Origin of the sequence: Marinobacterium stanieri (genome assembly GCF_900155945.1) — a bacterium.
In the GTDB taxonomy this organism is placed as follows: Bacteria; Pseudomonadota; Gammaproteobacteria; order Pseudomonadales; family Balneatricaceae; genus Marinobacterium; species Marinobacterium stanieri.
Map to the genome: position 1 here is coordinate 1 of NZ_FTMN01000015.1, position 15294 is coordinate 15294.

The 15294-nt window shown below is 55.4% G+C and carries 11 protein-coding genes and 3 tRNA genes; 11 read left to right on the forward strand and 3 right to left on the reverse strand.

What is annotated here, in order from left to right:
- Positions 1–1004: 1004 nt before the first annotated feature.
- Both BW956_RS21360 and BW956_RS21365 read right to left on the reverse strand, forming a co-directional pair.
- Positions 1005–1080, reverse strand: a tRNA-Phe gene (locus BW956_RS21360).
- A gap of 62 nt (positions 1081–1142) precedes the next feature.
- The gene (locus BW956_RS21365; RefSeq protein WP_083703202.1) at positions 1143–3128 is read right to left on the reverse strand and encodes a methyl-accepting chemotaxis protein; all 1986 of its coding nucleotides are present in this window, start codon (positions 3126–3128) and stop codon (positions 1143–1145) included.
- A gap of 256 nt (positions 3129–3384) precedes the next feature.
- Here BW956_RS21365 and carA point away from each other — a divergent pair, with 256 nt between their 5' ends.
- The 3 genes from carA to greA are packed head-to-tail and all read left to right on the forward strand — an operon-like array spanning position 3385 to position 8271.
- Positions 3385–4524 (forward strand): glutamine-hydrolyzing carbamoyl-phosphate synthase small subunit, encoded by a 1140-nt coding sequence (gene carA, locus BW956_RS21370; protein WP_076466423.1) that lies wholly within the window; start codon positions 3385–3387, stop codon positions 4522–4524.
- A gap of 49 nt (positions 4525–4573) precedes the next feature.
- On the forward strand, positions 4574–7798 hold the full coding sequence (gene carB, locus BW956_RS21375; protein WP_076466388.1) for a carbamoyl-phosphate synthase large subunit: 3225 nt from the start codon (positions 4574–4576) through the stop codon (positions 7796–7798).
- Positions 7795–8271 (forward strand): transcription elongation factor GreA, encoded by a 477-nt coding sequence (gene greA, locus BW956_RS21380; protein ID WP_076466390.1) that lies wholly within the window; start codon positions 7795–7797, stop codon positions 8269–8271. The genes carB and greA overlap by 4 nt, the downstream gene beginning before the upstream one ends.
- Positions 8272–8339: 68 nt before the next feature.
- Here greA and BW956_RS21385 read toward each other — a convergent pair whose 3' ends face one another.
- Positions 8340–8642: a YhbY family RNA-binding protein gene (locus tag BW956_RS21385; RefSeq protein ID WP_010325166.1), complete on the reverse strand. Its 303-nt coding sequence runs from the start codon at positions 8640–8642 to the stop codon at positions 8340–8342.
- A gap of 303 nt (positions 8643–8945) precedes the next feature.
- Here BW956_RS21385 and ftsH point away from each other — a divergent pair, with 303 nt between their 5' ends.
- From ftsH to rimP, 8 genes are all read left to right on the forward strand, one after another.
- Positions 8946–10961 (forward strand): ATP-dependent zinc metalloprotease FtsH, encoded by a 2016-nt coding sequence (gene ftsH / locus BW956_RS21390; protein WP_076466392.1) that lies wholly within the window; start codon positions 8946–8948, stop codon positions 10959–10961.
- A 98-nt stretch (positions 10962–11059) separates the two neighbouring features.
- Positions 11060–11932, forward strand: a complete 873-nt coding sequence (gene folP, locus BW956_RS21395) for a dihydropteroate synthase (protein WP_076466394.1) — start codon at positions 11060–11062, stop codon at positions 11930–11932.
- Positions 11929–13278: a phosphoglucosamine mutase gene (gene glmM / locus BW956_RS21400; RefSeq protein ID WP_076466396.1), complete on the forward strand. Its 1350-nt coding sequence runs from the start codon at positions 11929–11931 to the stop codon at positions 13276–13278. The genes folP and glmM overlap by 4 nt, the downstream gene beginning before the upstream one ends.
- Positions 13279–13323: 45 nt before the next feature.
- Positions 13324–14088, forward strand: coding sequence for a triose-phosphate isomerase (gene tpiA, locus BW956_RS21405; protein ID WP_076466399.1), 765 nt, complete (start codon positions 13324–13326; stop codon positions 14086–14088).
- A gap of 12 nt (positions 14089–14100) precedes the next feature.
- Positions 14101–14475: a preprotein translocase subunit SecG gene (secG, locus tag BW956_RS21410; protein ID WP_010325161.1), complete on the forward strand. Its 375-nt coding sequence runs from the start codon at positions 14101–14103 to the stop codon at positions 14473–14475.
- A gap of 7 nt (positions 14476–14482) precedes the next feature.
- Positions 14483–14568: transfer RNA gene (locus BW956_RS21415), tRNA-Leu, on the forward strand.
- A gap of 46 nt (positions 14569–14614) precedes the next feature.
- Positions 14615–14691: transfer RNA gene (locus BW956_RS21420), tRNA-Met, on the forward strand.
- 125 nt (positions 14692–14816) lie between these two features.
- Positions 14817–15272 carry a ribosome maturation factor RimP gene (gene rimP, locus BW956_RS21425; RefSeq protein WP_010325160.1) on the forward strand — a complete coding sequence of 152 codons (456 nt, stop codon included), beginning with the start codon at positions 14817–14819 and terminating at the stop codon, positions 15270–15272.
- Positions 15273–15294: the final 22 nt, after the last annotated feature.

Sequence of the window (15294 nt, forward strand, 5' to 3'; positions counted from 1 at the left end):
AGTGTGGGGCTTCCCCATGTGAGAGTAGGTCATCGCCAAGCACTTATTTAAGACGCCCTGATCAGCAATGGTCAGGGCGTTTTGCTATGTGCGATTTAAAGACGCTCATATGAGCAAGCCCGCGATAAGCGTGTGGGGCTCCGAACGTCGGACCGCCCCCTGTGAGGGTCGCTCATCGCCATGCCAGGCATTTAATGAAGTGAAAGCCCCGGTCTCGTCGAGATCGGGGTTTTTGCGTTATGGGCCGCGCCAGAGCTGCATAAAGATTTACGCAGAACTTCCAGCTACCGCTTCAACTGACTACATCCAAGATCAAACTCGCTTACCCAGGTGCGATATTCAGCACACGGAGACTATATGAATGGCAGTGGATATTTGTGGGAATAAAATCGGTACAGTCTGGAAATGAATAGCCCTGGCAGGCAGAGGTTGTGTTTGGTGTAACGACTTCAGGTCACTGTAAGAGAAAGTAAAAACGTACTTGTGCACTGCCTTGGAAAAACGAATGGAAGGCAGTGTTATAAGGAAGGATTAACTGTGGGTAAAAATGAAGGGCCCCGACGCAATCCGTGCCAAGGGGCCCTGTCACCGACATCCATGTCAGCTGCTGCATGTTCCTGTGCAGCTTGAGGTGCGCTGTTCCTTCACGCTGTGATCACGTCCTGTGAACCTCGAGGACAATATTAGTCAGGCTTCCTGATCGGGTATATAAGAAAAATTCTTAAAACTCGTGGGGCAGGGCATTGCTATGACAGAAATTGATCCAAGTCATCTTTTGGAAAAGCCATCATAAATACAGATGCCTTGACTGGTGAAAGGGGCGAAGTAATGAAGAGTTGAGAGGGCTGGAAATCTTTCTTGGTGGCGTTAAAAAAGCGGCTTATAGCGTGTTAATCCATGGGTACGAGGATAAGGTTATCGATTGCCAGTGCGCGGGAAAAGGTGTTCGAGAAAAATGGCAGAAACAAAAAAGCCCCGCATATGCGAGGCTTCTTTGAAATGTTTGGTGCCCAGAGGCGGAATCGAACCACCGACACGGGGATTTTCAATCCCCTGCTCTACCGACTGAGCTATCTGGGCAAGTCGGGGAATTCTGCCAGTGACAGCTGAGCAAGTCAACTATCTTCATGATTTTAAATTAATTATTGCTCCTGATGGAATCTGCGCACCAGAGTGTCCAGGTTACGGCTGACATCATCCATCTCAAGTGCCAGTTGCTTGTTGTTATCCGCGCCTGTAGCCGATTCGGCTGCAAGCTCTGCACTGTGTTCGATGGCTTGCTGCAGGTCTGCCGTTGTTGCTGACTGTTGCTCGGTGGCTGACGCGATAAGTGCGTTCATTTCGGCAATCTGGCTGACCGCATCGCGTATCTGCTCCATGGAGGTACGGCTATCAGAGATGGCGCCAACGGTGGCATCAACCAGTGATTTCTGTTTCTCGACGCAGTTTGCGGCATCGTCGGATGCCTTGTTCAAGGTGTTGATCAGTTGCTGGATCTGCTCGGCGGATGCGGAGGTATTGGTGGCCAGGTTGCGCACCTCTTCGGCTACAACTGCAAAGCCACGCCCGGCTGTACCTGCGCGTGCGGCTTCAATGGCGGCATTGAGGGCCAAAAGGTTGGTTTGCTCGGCAAAGCCATGAATCACATTGAGTACTTCGCCAATGGCAAGGGTGTCACGTCGCAATGTTTGAATACTGGCTTCCGTGCGTTCGGCCTCCTGGATCAGCTGACTGGCATAGTCGCTGGTACTGAGGATACGCTTATGCCCAGTATCGGCCTGTTTGCCAGCATCAAAGGTGACATCGTTTGTGCGCGCGGCATTAGCGGCAACCTCCTGGAACGACTGGGTTAGTTGTTGCATCTGTTTGGCAGACTGGGCCGCTTGCTCATGCTGCTGGCTAACCCGTTGTTCAAGAGTTGCAGCACTATCAATGGCTCGACTTTTGAGAGAGCCCAGCGCGTCGGTTTGTTGGCCGATCTGGCTGATGAGCCGCTTGAAGTAATCCTGCAGACGGTTCAGTGCCTGGTTAAGCTGGCGGGCTTCTTCAAAGCGGCTGATCATATTGATCTGCCCGTGCAGCTCGCCTTCGGCAAGCTGGGCAATATGGTGGCTGCCCACGACCAGCAGGCAGGCCAGGCGGTTGAGCAATATTGTCATGAGAACAGCTGCCAACAGAATAAGGCCGACACCAATACCCAGAATCCAATAGGTGGTGCTGAGCGTGTTGCGGTATGACTCATTCAGCACTTCTTCGATATGGGCCAGCTCTTGCTGCAATGCCTGCATGCTCTCACTGGCTGCGGCCTGCCCCTGTTGCTTGAGAACATTGAACTTGCGGGCATTGCCGAGCTCTTTGGGGTAGCGGTTGATCAGGTTGCTGATCTGGCTAACCGGCTCTTCACCAATTTCAGTGCGTTCCTGATCGGTGTCCCACCCCATCAATGCCGCCATGGGGTCCTCTTCCTCGACCTCATAGAGGCCCAGTAATTCACGGGACTGTATCTCGGAGGCTTGTGCCTGCATCTTTTTCAGGTGCAACTCGATGGAGTCTGCTGTCTCGGCGTCAGGTTGGCTGAAGTAGCTTTGGCGCAAGAGGGTAAGGTGGTGAAGGCTGGACAGCAGGCTGGCACTGCTTTCCAGGAAAAACAGTGCGCGATCCTGTGCAGCTCCATTAGGTTGCTCGCCCAGATACTGTTGTGCATAGTCGGACAGGCTTTTGAGGCTATACGCCAGTTCCCGTTCGTTATTGATCAGTAATGATTGCGGGTCTGACAGTTTGCCGGCGCTGCGCAATTGGGGAAGCGTCTCCTGCTTCAGGCCTGACAGTATCTGTTGTATCTGGCTGCGAATGGCTTCCTCAAGCCAGAGGTTCTGGGTGTTGGTCTCCAGAGCCTGATCTATCCCATGATCCAGTTCGGTAAGGCGTGTGGCATTGCCGGTATTCAAGTACTGGTTGGCGGGTTGCTCGATCCGGTTTTTGATCTCGAGGGTATAGTCCTGGTAATTGGTGCTGTTGGAAAAGGCATCGCTGAGTAATTTCAGGGAAATAACGACAGATGCAGTCAACAGAGCCAGCATCAGGAGGAGCGTCAGGGATGAGAGGCGTGCTAGTGTTGAAATGCGCATGAGACTCACAATCAGATGTTCTTAAAAAGCGACAATATATTACTTCTCTATGACACTCAGATGACGCGGACGGGTTTCAAGCTGATAGACGTGCAAGGCGGGATAGTCTAAAATATTGCCGTTTACCTGCTACAAGTGCAGGACACAAACAGCCCAATTTTCGAAAGCGAGGTAAGCATCAAGTTTTGCCTCGCTTTTTTGCACGTATACTATCCAAATTTGTCCAGTGAAGCAGCGCATGCGCGGGGAGGTTCAATTGACGCGACCAGCCATTCTAGCCCTTGAAGACGGCAGTATTTTCAGGGGAATAGCGATTGGCGCTGATGGTGAGTCCAGTGGTGAAGTGGTATTCAACACTTCCATGACCGGTTACCAGGAGATCCTGACGGATCCCTCTTACTCTCGCCAAATCGTAACCCTGACCTATCCCCATATCGGTAATACAGGGGTAAACCAGGAAGACCAGGAATCCACTCGCACCTGGGCCGCCGGCCTGGTGATCCGGGATCTGCCACTGCTGGCCAGCAACTTCCGCAGTGAACAGAGTCTGGATGCGTACCTGAAGGACAATAATATAGTCGGTATCGCGGATATCGACACCCGCCGCCTGACCCGTATTCTGCGTGAAAAAGGTGCTCAGAACGGCTGCATCCTGGCTGGCGATGAGCTGGATGAAGAAAAAGCACTGGCCGCGGCACGCGCATTCCCGGGCCTGAAAGGCATGGACCTGGCTAAAGAAGCGAGTGTTGAAGCACAGTATGAATGGCGTTCATCTACTTGGAAACTGGGTCAGGGACACGCGGAAAAAGCAGACAGCGAACTGCCTTTCCATGTGGTTGCCTATGACTTTGGTGTCAAACACAACATCCTGCGTATGCTGGTCGAGCGTGGCTGTCGCCTGACCGTCGTGCCTGCACAAACTCCCGCTGCTGATGTGCTGGCTCTGAATCCGGATGGTGTGTTCCTGTCCAATGGCCCGGGCGACCCCGAGCCCTGTGATTACGCAATCACGGCCATTCGCGACATTCTGGATACTCAGGTGCCGGTATTCGGTATCTGCCTGGGCCACCAGCTGCTGGCTCTGGCATCAGGTGCCCGTACCGTGAAGATGAAATTTGGCCATCACGGGGCCAACCACCCGGTTCAGGATCTGGACAGCACTCACGTGATGATTACCAGCCAGAACCACGGCTTTGCAGTTGATGAATCATCACTGCCGGCCAACCTGCGTGCGACCCACAAGTCACTGTTCGATGGTTCCCTGCAGGGAATCGAGCGCACTGACTGCCCGGCATTCAGTTTCCAGGGTCACCCGGAAGCAAGCCCCGGTCCGCACGACGTGGCGCCGCTGTTCGATCGTTTCATTGAACAGATCAAAGCCCGCAAGCAGGCCTGAAGCCTGACTGTGAACCCGTGATAGCTATAGATACGACCGGTTAAGACAGATGCCAAAACGTACGGACATTAAAAGTATTCTCATCCTTGGTGCGGGCCCGATCGTTATCGGACAGGCCTGCGAATTCGACTACTCCGGCGCCCAGGCCTGTAAGGCACTGCGCGAAGAGGGGTATCGTGTAATCCTGGTTAACTCGAACCCGGCTACCATCATGACCGACCCGGTTATGGCGGATGCGACCTACATCGAGCCGATCAACTGGAAAACCGTCGCCAAGATCATTGAAAAAGAGCGCCCTGATGCGCTGCTGCCGACCATGGGTGGCCAGACCGCACTGAACTGTGCCCTGGATCTGGACCGTGAAGGCGTGCTGGCCGAGTTCGGCGTAGAGATGATCGGCGCTACCCAGGACGCCATCGACAAGGCGGAAGACCGCGAACGCTTTGACAAGGCGATGAAGAACATCGGCCTGGAGTGCCCGCGCGCGGCGATCGCACACAGCATGGAAGAAGCACTGCAGGTGCTGGATTCCATCGGCTTTCCGGCTATCATCCGCCCGTCCTTCACCATGGGCGGCTCCGGTGGCGGTATTGCCTACAACCGTGAAGAGTTCATCGAAATCTGTGAGCGTGGTCTGGACCTGTCGCCGACCAACGAGTTGCTGATCGATGAATCCCTGATCGGCTGGAAAGAGTACGAGATGGAAGTTGTGCGTGACAAAAACGACAACTGCATCATCGTCTGCTCGATCGAGAACTTCGACGCCATGGGCGTGCACACCGGTGACTCCATCACCGTGGCACCGGCCCAGACCCTGACCGACAAGGAGTACCAGATCATGCGTAATGCATCGATCGCGGTACTGCGTGAGATCGGTGTGGAAACTGGTGGTTCCAACGTGCAGTTCGGTGTGGATCCTGAAACCGGTCGCGTTGTGGTTATCGAAATGAACCCGCGTGTATCCCGTTCTTCTGCCCTGGCTTCCAAGGCAACCGGCTTCCCGATTGCCAAGATCGCGGCCAAGCTGGCAGTGGGTTACACCCTGGATGAGCTGCAGAACGACATCACCGGCGGTCGTACCCCGGCGTCTTTCGAGCCGTCCATCGACTATGTCGTGACCAAGATTCCGCGTTTCACCTTCGAGAAATTCCCGCAGGCCAACGACCGCCTGACCACGCAGATGAAATCTGTAGGTGAGGTCATGGCGATCGGTCGCTCTCAGCAGGAATCCCTGCAGAAAGCACTGCGCGGTCTGGAAGTCGGCTCTGTCGGTTTTGATCCGGTGCTGGATCTGGACGCTGAAGATGCCCGTGACGAAATCGTGGCCGAGCTGACCCAGCCGGGTGCACAGCGCATCTGGTACATCGGTGATGCCTTCCGTCTGGGTATGAGTGTCGACGAAATCTACAAGCTCAGTGGTGTAGACCCCTGGTTCCTGGTTCAGATCGAAGATCTGATCAAGGACGAGCAGCGTGTTTCTGAAACCGCGCTGAGCGAGCTGGATAAGGACCAGATTTTCCGCCTCAAGCGCAAGGGTTTCTCCGATGCGCGCCTGGCACAGCTGTTGGGTGTAAGCGAGAAGCAGTTCCGCAAGCAGCGTCAGAAGCAGGGCGTGCGTCCGGTATTCAAGCGTGTGGATACCTGTGCGGCTGAGTTCGCAACGGATACCGCGTACATGTACTCCTCTTACGAGGAAGAGTGTGAAGCCAACCCGTCTGATCGTGACAAGATCATGGTCATCGGTGGCGGCCCGAACCGTATCGGTCAGGGTATCGAATTTGACTACTGCTGTGTACACGCGGCACTGGCGGCCCGTGAAGACGGTTACGAGACCATCATGGTCAACTGTAACCCGGAAACCGTATCCACCGACTACGACACCTCCGATCGTCTGTTCTTCGAGCCGATCACGCTGGAAGATGTGCTGGAGATCGTTAACGTTGAACAGCCCAAGGGCGTCATCGTGCAGTACGGCGGTCAGACGCCGCTGAAACTGGCTGTGGCACTGGAAGCAGCCGGTGTGCCGATCATTGGTACCAGCCCGGAAGCGATTGACCGTGCGGAAGACCGTGAACAGTTCCAGCAGATGCTGAAACGTCTGGGCCTGAAGCAGCCGGAAAACGCGACTGTACGCAGCCTGGAAGAAGCGATCGTTGAAGCTGGCAAGATCGGTTATCCGCTGGTGGTTCGCCCGTCCTATGTACTGGGTGGTCGTGCCATGGAGATCGTCTACAAGGAAGATGAGCTGCGTCGTTACATGACGTCTGCCGTTAAAGTGTCCAACGACGCACCGGTTCTGCTGGACCACTTCCTCAACGCAGCGGTCGAAGTTGATATTGATGCTGTCAGCGATGGTGAAACCGTCGTGATCGGTGCCATCATGCAGCATATCGAGCAGGCGGGTGTTCACTCCGGTGACTCGGCATGTTCATTCCCGCCATATAGCCTGGCGGCAGATGTGCAGGACGAAATGCGCGACATGGTCCGCAAAATGGCGCTGGAACTGGGCGTTGTTGGCCTGATGAACGTACAGCTGGCTTACCAGGATGGCGAAATCTACGTCATCGAGGTGAACCCGCGTGCTTCCCGTACCGTGCCGTTTGTTTCCAAGTGTATCGGTACTTCACTGGCCGCTGTGGCGGCACGTGTCATGACCGGCAAGACCTTGCAGGAGCTGGGTTTCACCGAGGAAATCGTGCCCAAGTTCTTCAACGTCAAGGAAGCGGTATTCCCGTTCAACAAGTTCCAGGGCGTTGACCCCATCCTGGGCCCAGAGATGAAGTCCACCGGCGAAGTCATGGGCACAGGCGCGACCTTCGGCGAAGCCTTCATGAAGGCCCAGATCGGCGCTGGCGAGAAAATGCCGTCTGCCAAGGGCAAGGCGTTCATCTCCGTGCGTGATGTTGACAAGGCTGCCGTTGTACCGGTTGCCAAGGACCTGACTGAGCTGGGCTTTGCTCTGGTTGCAACAGGCGGTACTGCGGCGCTGCTGGAAGAATCCGGCCTGAGCGTTACCCGCGTCAACAAGGTAGCGGAAGGTCGCCCGAATATCGTTGATATGATCAAGAATGGTGAGATCAGCTACGTGATCAACACCACTGAAGGTCGCAAGGCGATTGCCGATTCTGCCGAAATCCGTCGTTCTGCTCTGCAGCACAAGGTGCCTTACACCACCACGCTGGCAGGTGCTGCGGCAACCGCCGAAGCACTGAAGTACGGTGAAGAGAAGACAGTTCGCCGTCTGCAGGACCTGCACGCAGGAGAAGCATCATGAATCGTGTTCCTATGACGGTCTACGGTGAAAAAATGTTGCGGGAAGAGCTGGCCGACCTCAAGTCGGTTCAGCGCCCGGCAGTCATTGCCGCCATTGCGGAAGCCCGCGAGCATGGTGACCTGAAAGAGAATGCTGAGTACCATGCCGCGCGTGAGCAGCAGGGATTTATTGAAGGTCGTATCCGCGAACTTGAATACAAGCTGTCCCAGTCTCAGGTGATCGATATCACCGAGATTCCGCACTCGGGCAAGGTTATTTTTGGCAGCACTGTGGATCTGCTCAACATTGATACCGATGAAGAAGTTCGTTACCAGATCGTGGGTGATGACGAAGCGGATATCAAAAAGGGCAAGATTTCAGTGAACTCGCCGATTGCGCGTGCGCTGGTGGGTAAGGAAGAAGGGGATATTGCCGCAGTGCAGACCCCGTCAGGCCTGATCGAGTATGAAGTGTCCGCGGTCGAGCACATCTGACCCTGACATGAAAAAAAACCGCCGGCATGCCGGCGGTTTTTTTATATAGGCTGTTTTACGTCTGCCAGTTAGCGCAGCAGGTTGGACAGCTTGGGGTTGGGTTCCTGTGCCGGGCGATACAGCAAGGCGATGTTGCCGATCTCCTGAACCAGCTTGGCTTCGACGATTTCGCACAGTTGGCGAATCAGTTGGCGCTTCAGGTTGCGGTCGCCAACAGCGAACTTCACCTTGATCAGCTCGTGGTCTTCCAGAGCACGATCCACTTCAAGCTGGATGTTCTCGGACAGGCCGTTACCGGCCACCATGACGATCGGATTCAGGTTGTGGCCCAGGGTGCGAAAGTGCTTCTTTTGCTCAGCCGTCAAGCTCATACTAGAATATGGTGCCTCTTGGTGGGGGCAGAGCCCCGTTGATCAACAATTAAACGACTATTTTACCTGAGTCAGATAAAACTGAGTAGCGGGTGCGAAGAATACAAGGGCAGTGTGGTGGCGGACAGGAACAAATTGCCATGCTGTCGATCAAACGGGCAGGTCGGAATAACCGGGCCGTGCTCGGAATACGCCACAGGGCCGTACAAGAGAAAAAGTTGCGTAGTGATGCTGATTCAGTAACAGTGGCAATCAGTAACGGCCGACAGAATTGAGTGAACAGAGGGTGGTCCATTGAACGATATGGCAAAAAATCTGGTGTTGTGGTTAGTGATCGCAGCGGTGCTGCTCACTGTCTTCAACAATTTCAGTGCCGAACAGGAAAGTAGCAATCTAAGCTATTCCGACTTTGTAGCCGAGGTGCAAAGCGGTCGTGTGTCCAAGGTGACTATCGACGGCTATACCATTGTAGGGCAGCGCAGTAACGGAGACAGCTTCCAGACAGTGCGTCCGGCCGTACAGGACCCCAAGCTGATCGATGATCTGCTGGACAATAATGTAGTGATTGAAGGCAAGCAGCCTGAGCGTCAGAGCATCTGGACGCAGCTGCTGGTGGCATCCTTCCCGATACTGGTCATTATTGCAGTGTTCATGTTCTTCATGCGCCAGATGCAGGGCGGCGGTGGCGGCAAAGGTGGCCCCATGTCGTTCGGCAAGTCCAAGGCACGGATGATGGCGGAAGACCAGATCAAAACCACCTTTGATGATGTGGCCGGTGTTGAAGAGGCCAAGGAAGAGGTAAAAGAGCTGGTGGATTACCTGCGTGATCCGGGCAAATTCCAGCGTTTGGGTGGTCATATTCCCCGTGGTGTACTGATGGCCGGTTCTCCGGGTACGGGTAAAACCCTGCTGGCGAAAGCGATTGCCGGCGAGGCTCGCGTGCCTTTCTTCAGCATTTCCGGTTCCGACTTTGTCGAAATGTTTGTCGGTGTGGGTGCGTCCCGTGTTCGTGACATGTTCGACCAGGCAAAGAAACATGCACCTTGTATCATCTTCATTGATGAGATCGATGCCGTAGGTCGTCACCGTGGTGTCGGCATGGGCGGCGGTAATGATGAGCGCGAACAGACGCTTAACCAGCTGCTGGTTGAGATGGATGGTTTTGAAGGTACCGAAGGTATCATCGTAATTGCGGCAACCAACCGTCCTGACGTACTGGACCCGGCGCTGCTGCGCCCTGGCCGTTTCGACCGTCAGGTCCATGTGGGCTTGCCGGATATTCGCGGTCGTGAGCAGATCCTGAAAGTACACATGCGCAAGGTTCCGCTGGGTGATGACGTCAAGCCGGAGCTGATTGCACGTGGTACTCCAGGCTTCTCCGGTGCCGATCTGGCTAACCTGGTGAACGAAGCGGCTCTGTTTGCAGCACGCAACAACCGCCGTACCGTGGGCATGGAGCAGTTCGAACAGGCCAAGGACAAGATCATGATGGGTGCTGAGCGCAAGTCCATGGTCATGTCCTACAAGGAACGCCTGAACACGGCTTACCATGAAGCCGGTCACGCCATCATTGGTCGTGTCATGCCTGAGCATGACCCCGTGTACAAGGTCTCCATTATTCCGCGTGGTCGCGCCCTGGGTGTGACCATGTTCCTGCCGGAAGAGGATCGCTACAGCCACAGCCGCCAGTGGATCATTTCTCAGATCTGTTCACTGTATGGTGGTCGTCTTGCCGAGGAGATGACGCTGGGTAAAGAGGGTGTGACAACCGGTGCCTCCAACGATATCCAGAAAGCGACATCGTTGGCGCGTAACATGGTGACCAAGTGGGGCTTGAGTGACGACCTGGGACCCTTGCTGTACGGCGAAGAGGATGATGATCCCTTTGGCCGTGGCATGGGGCAGGGCTCCAAGCCGATGTCTGAAGAGACACAGAAGCGCATCGATACCGAAGTGAAGCGGATTATTGACGAGTGCTACCAGAAAGCCTCACAGATCCTGCATGACAATCGTGATATTCTCGATGCCATGGCCGAGGCGCTGATGAAGTACGAAACCATCGGTTCAGACCAGCTGGATCAGCTGATGGAGCGTACCGAAGTTTCACCGCCGGATGGCTGGGAAGAAGCTCAGGAACGTGCCGACAAGGCCGAGCGTGATGTTGAGGAAATGAAGCAGTCTTCTCCCCGTGCAGAAGAGGCTCCGCAGGCGGAGCAGGATGCGGACGATGAGGGTGACAATCAGGACAGCGGTCGCGAATCGGACTCCTCCGAGCGCAGCGACGGTAACCCCTGGAACAAGCCGGACGGTGACCGCTAGGTTGCATTCGGCCTGAAGATCAAGCCGGCATACGTGCCGGCTTTTTTGTTTGTGATTGACCGCCGCTGAGAGCGGCAGCGTTTGCGAGGGTAGGGCAAATGGCAGTACTTGAATGTGGCACGCGCAGGCTGAATCTTGATCGTACACAGGTGATGGGCATTCTGAATGTCACCCCGGATTCTTTCTCGGATGGTGGCAGTGTCTATGATGACCAGGCGCTGTCTGTGTCCAGAGCACTGCAGAAAGCGGAGCAAATGGTGCGTGACGGGGCGAGCCTGATTGATATCGGTGGCGAGTCCACCCGCCCGGGGGCGACACCGGTTCCGGTACAGGAGGAGCTGGACCGCGTGGTACCGGTGGTCGAAGCGGTCGCACGCGAGCTGGATGTGGTGATTTCGGTGGATACCAGTGCGCCGGAAGTGATGCGGGCATCTGCAGAAGCGGGCGCCCACCTGCTCAATGATGTACGTGCCTTTACCCGTCCGGGCGCACTGGAGGCTGCAGCTGCCACTGATCTGGCGATCTGTACCATGCATATGCAGGGCAATAGCCCGATTGATATGCAGAACAGTCCACACTACGCAAATGTAGTCGAAGAGGTTGCCGCTTTCCTGCAGCATCAGATTGAGCGTTGTAGGCAGATCGGGATCAAGGATAATCGCATTCTGCTGGACCCGGGGTTCGGTTTCGGCAAAACTCTCGAACATAACCTGCAGTTGTTGAATCGTATGCAGGAATTGCACGCGCTGAAGTTGCCCCTGCTGGTAGGGACTTCACGCAAATCCATGATTGGCCAGGCGTTGAATCGCGATGTTGATGAGCGTTTGTACGGTAGCCTGGCGACAGCGGTACTGGCTGTTACCAAGGGGGCGAAAGTCATGCGTGTGCATGATGTCGCGGCCACTGTGGATGCCGTGCGCATGACCGAAGCGGTTATGTGTGAAAGTGCCGACCGGGAGAATAATGAGTGAGTAGAAAGTATTTCGGTACCGATGGTATCAGGGGAGAGGTCGGTCAGTTCCCGATTACACCGGATTTTGTTTTGAAGCTGGGCTGGGCTGCCGGCTGTGTATTTGCCCGCGAAGGGCGCAGCAAGATTTTGATTGGCAAGGATACCCGTATCTCGGGTTACATGTTCGAGTCTGCGCTGGAAGCAGGGTTGTCCGCAGCCGGAGTCGATGTTCTGTTGACGGGCCCCATGCCGACGCCGGCCGTGGCCTATCTGACGCGTACCTTCCGCGCCAATGCCGGCATCGTTATCAGTGCCTCGCACAATGTGTTTTCCGACAACGGTATCAAGTTCTTCTCCGAAAACGGCACCAAGCTGCCCGACAGTGTCGAAAAAGCGATTGAAGCACAGATGGATATCGCCATGACTACAGTCCCCTCGGCTGAGCTTGGGAAGGCGCGCCGTGTTGAAGATGCGGCCGGTCGTTATATCGAGTTCTGCAAGGGTACGCTGAATAACCATCTGAGCCTCAAGGGCATGCGTATCGTGCTCGACTGTGCCAATGGCGCAACCTACCACGTCGCGCCTAAAGTACTCAGCGAGCTGGGGGCCGATGTGATCGAGATCGGTTCATCGCCCGACGGTATCAATATCAATGATGGCTGCGGTGCCACCGATACGGCACGACTGGAAACAGTTGTGAAAGGTGAGCAGGCTGATCTGGGTATTGCGCTGGACGGGGATGGTGACCGTCTGATGATGGTCGACCATCGCGGCGAAGTAGTGGATGGTGATGAGCTGTTGTTCATCATTGCCAAAGCCTGGCAGGCACAGGGCACTATGCAGGGCGGTGTCGTCGGTACCCTGATGTCCAATCTGGGTCTGGAGCAGGCAGTGGAGCGCCTGGGGCTGCCGTTTGTACGTGCGAAGGTGGGTGATCGCTATGTCATTGAACAGCTCAAGGCTCACGACTGGGTGTTGGGTGGCGAGAGTTCTGGTCATATTGTGTGTGGCAATCTGACCACGACGGGCGATGGTCTGGTAGCGGCCTTGCAGGTGCTCAAGGCCATGCATGACAGCGGCCAAACGCTGGCCGAGTTGAAAGCCGGCATGCACAAAATGCCGCAGACCATGATTAATGTGGCCATGCCTGTGCGTGTAGATGTGATGCAGCAATCTGATGTGCAGGAAGCCGTGCGGGCCGTAGAAGCAGAGCTGGGCAGCCGTGGTCGTGTTCTCTTGCGCCCCTCGGGTACCGAGCCTGTTGTTCGCGTAATGGTGGAAGGCGAGTCTGCCGATGAGGTAGAGCGCCTGTGTCGCCAGCTCTCGGAAAACGTGGAAAAAGCCCTGGGGGCTCTTGTCAGTTGACAGGGGCTCCGATAAAATGTGCGCCTCTTTCATGAGGGGATATCGATGCGGAAGGCACTGGTAATCGGAAACTGGAAGATGAACGGTCGGCAAAATGCGAATGAGGCACTGCTGAACGCTCTGACAGCCGGATACGACAACAAGCTTGAACGTGTAGATGTTGCCTTATGTCCGCCCAGCGTATATCTGGCGCAGGCGCAGTCTCTGTTGCAGGCTGGCTCTATCGAGCTGGGCGCGCAGAATGTTTGCGCAGATGTCGAAGGGGCATTCACCGGTGAAGTGTCTGCGGGCATGTTGGCCGAGTTTGGGTGCCGCTGGGTTGTGATTGGTCACTCGGAACGCCGTTCGCTCTATGGTGAGGCGGATGCACAGGTGGCCGAGAAAGCAAAGCGCGTCCTTGATGCAGGTATGACCCCGGTCGTCTGTGTGGGTGAAACCCTGGATGAGCGTGAGTCCGGTCTGGCTCTTCAGCGTGTGCAGTCGCAGTTGCGCGCCGTGCTGGAAGAAGTGCCAGTCGAGCACTTGGCAGAGCTGGTTGTGGCGTATGAGCCCGTATGGGCGATAGGTACAGGCCTGACCGCAACGCCGGAGCAGGCTCAGGAAGTTCACCGTGCATTGCGCGATACACTGGCTGCGCAGCAGGTTGAACTGGATGAAAAAGTGCGTATTCTCTATGGCGGTAGCGTAAACGCGGCGAATGCCGATGCACTTTTTGCACAGCCGGATATTGATGGCGGGCTCATTGGTGGAGCATCGCTCAAGGCTGACGATTTTCTTGCGATCTGTCGCGCTGCGGCAGGCGAAAGCTAAGACGGTATTTTTATGGAAAGCGTTATTCTGATTGTCCATGTGTTGCTCGCGGTAGCCGTCGTTGCGCTGGTGCTTTTGCAGCAGGGTAAGGGTGCTGAAGCAGGTGCAGCCTTCGGTGGTGGCGCTTCTCAGACCGTTTTTGGCAGCCAGGGCTCAAAAAGTTTTCTGGGACGTTTGACTGCAGTCGTGGCTGCGGGTATCTTTGCGTCCAGTTTTGCACTGGCCGTCTTCGCCAAGCAGAAGGCCGAGAATGTCAGCGGTGCCGGTATCCCGGCTGCTGAAGTGATCGAGTCCGCTGCTCAGGCCCAGGATGAGCCGGAACTGCCGGCGCTGGAAAGCGAGCAGGCAGGTGACAAAGCGGCAACTGATATTCCGGTTGCCGAGTAAGAATTAAGCCGAAGTGGTGAAATTGGTAGACACGCCATCTTGAGGGGGTGGTGAGCTATGCTCGTGCCGGTTCGAGTCCGGCCTTCGGCACCATTTGTAAGTTGATCAGGTGTTGTGTATAATATGCACCTGTTTCTGATGCGGGGTGGAGCAGTCTGGTAGCTCGTCGGGCTCATAACCCGAAGGTCGTTGGTTCAAATCCAGCCCCCGCTACCACTTTTACGAAAAAGCCCCTATTAAGGGGCTTTTTCGTAGGTAAACAATGGCTTTAGTGCCGTCAGAAATGGGTCCTTAGTGACCCATTTTTTGTTTCGGCAAGCGCCAACACGAGGTCTTCATCAGTGTCAGCCAAATTAAATGCTCTGAAAGAATTGATCGAGCCGGCCATTAGCGCCCTGGGGCTCGAACTTTGGGGGCTGGAGTTCAACTCCGCCGGGCGTCACAGCTCTCTGCGTATTTTTATCGATGGTCCTGAAGGGGTCACGGTCGATGACTGTGCACGTGTGAGCCACCAGGTCAGTGGTGTACTGGATGTAGAAGATCCGATTCAGGAGCAATACACACTGGAGGTGTCATCGCCCGGTGTGGATCGCCCTCTGTTTACCCTGCAGCAATTTGAGGCCTATGCGGGCCATCAGGTGCAGCTGCGTCTGAGGGTGCCTTTCGAGGGGCGCCGCAAATTCAAAGGCCTGCTGAATGGCGTCGAAGGCGACGAAGTTCTGCTGGTTGTTGATGATGAAGAGTATCTGTTGCCGATCGACTATATCGATCGTGCCAATGTGGTTCCCCAGTTTTAATACCGGTTTGAGGTTTGGCGAG